Origin of the sequence: Pseudomonas sp. HY2-MNA-CIBAN-0224 (genome assembly GCF_040310285.1) — a bacterium.
Lineage (GTDB): Bacteria > Pseudomonadota > Gammaproteobacteria > Pseudomonadales > Pseudomonadaceae > Aquipseudomonas > Aquipseudomonas helleri.
Genome location: NZ_JBEOPQ010000884.1, coordinates 1 through 238 on the forward strand (window position 1 = coordinate 1; position 238 = coordinate 238).

Below are 238 nucleotides of genomic sequence, written 5' to 3' on the forward strand. Positions count from 1 at the left end.
TAATTATCCTGCGCAATTAGAAGCGAAGCTCAAGCAGATGGGCTATACCAATGTGGACGTGGTCAATTCTGGTCTCAGTGGCGAAACCAGTACCGGACTAGTCAATCGTCTCGATTGGGTGAGCCAGACCGAACCTGATATCACGATATTAACTATTGGCGCTAATGATGCGATTCGCGGTCTCGATGTCGCTACTGTTGAAAAAAATATTCGTACGGCGGTCAAGCATCTACAAGAT

General features: G+C 46.6%; 1 protein-coding gene. It reads left to right on the plus strand.

Translation table 11 applies throughout. From position 1 onward, the window contains the following. The coding region (locus tag AAEZ03_RS28800; protein WP_350583415.1) for a GDSL-type esterase/lipase family protein at positions 1 to 238 on the plus strand (238 nt) is incomplete at both ends.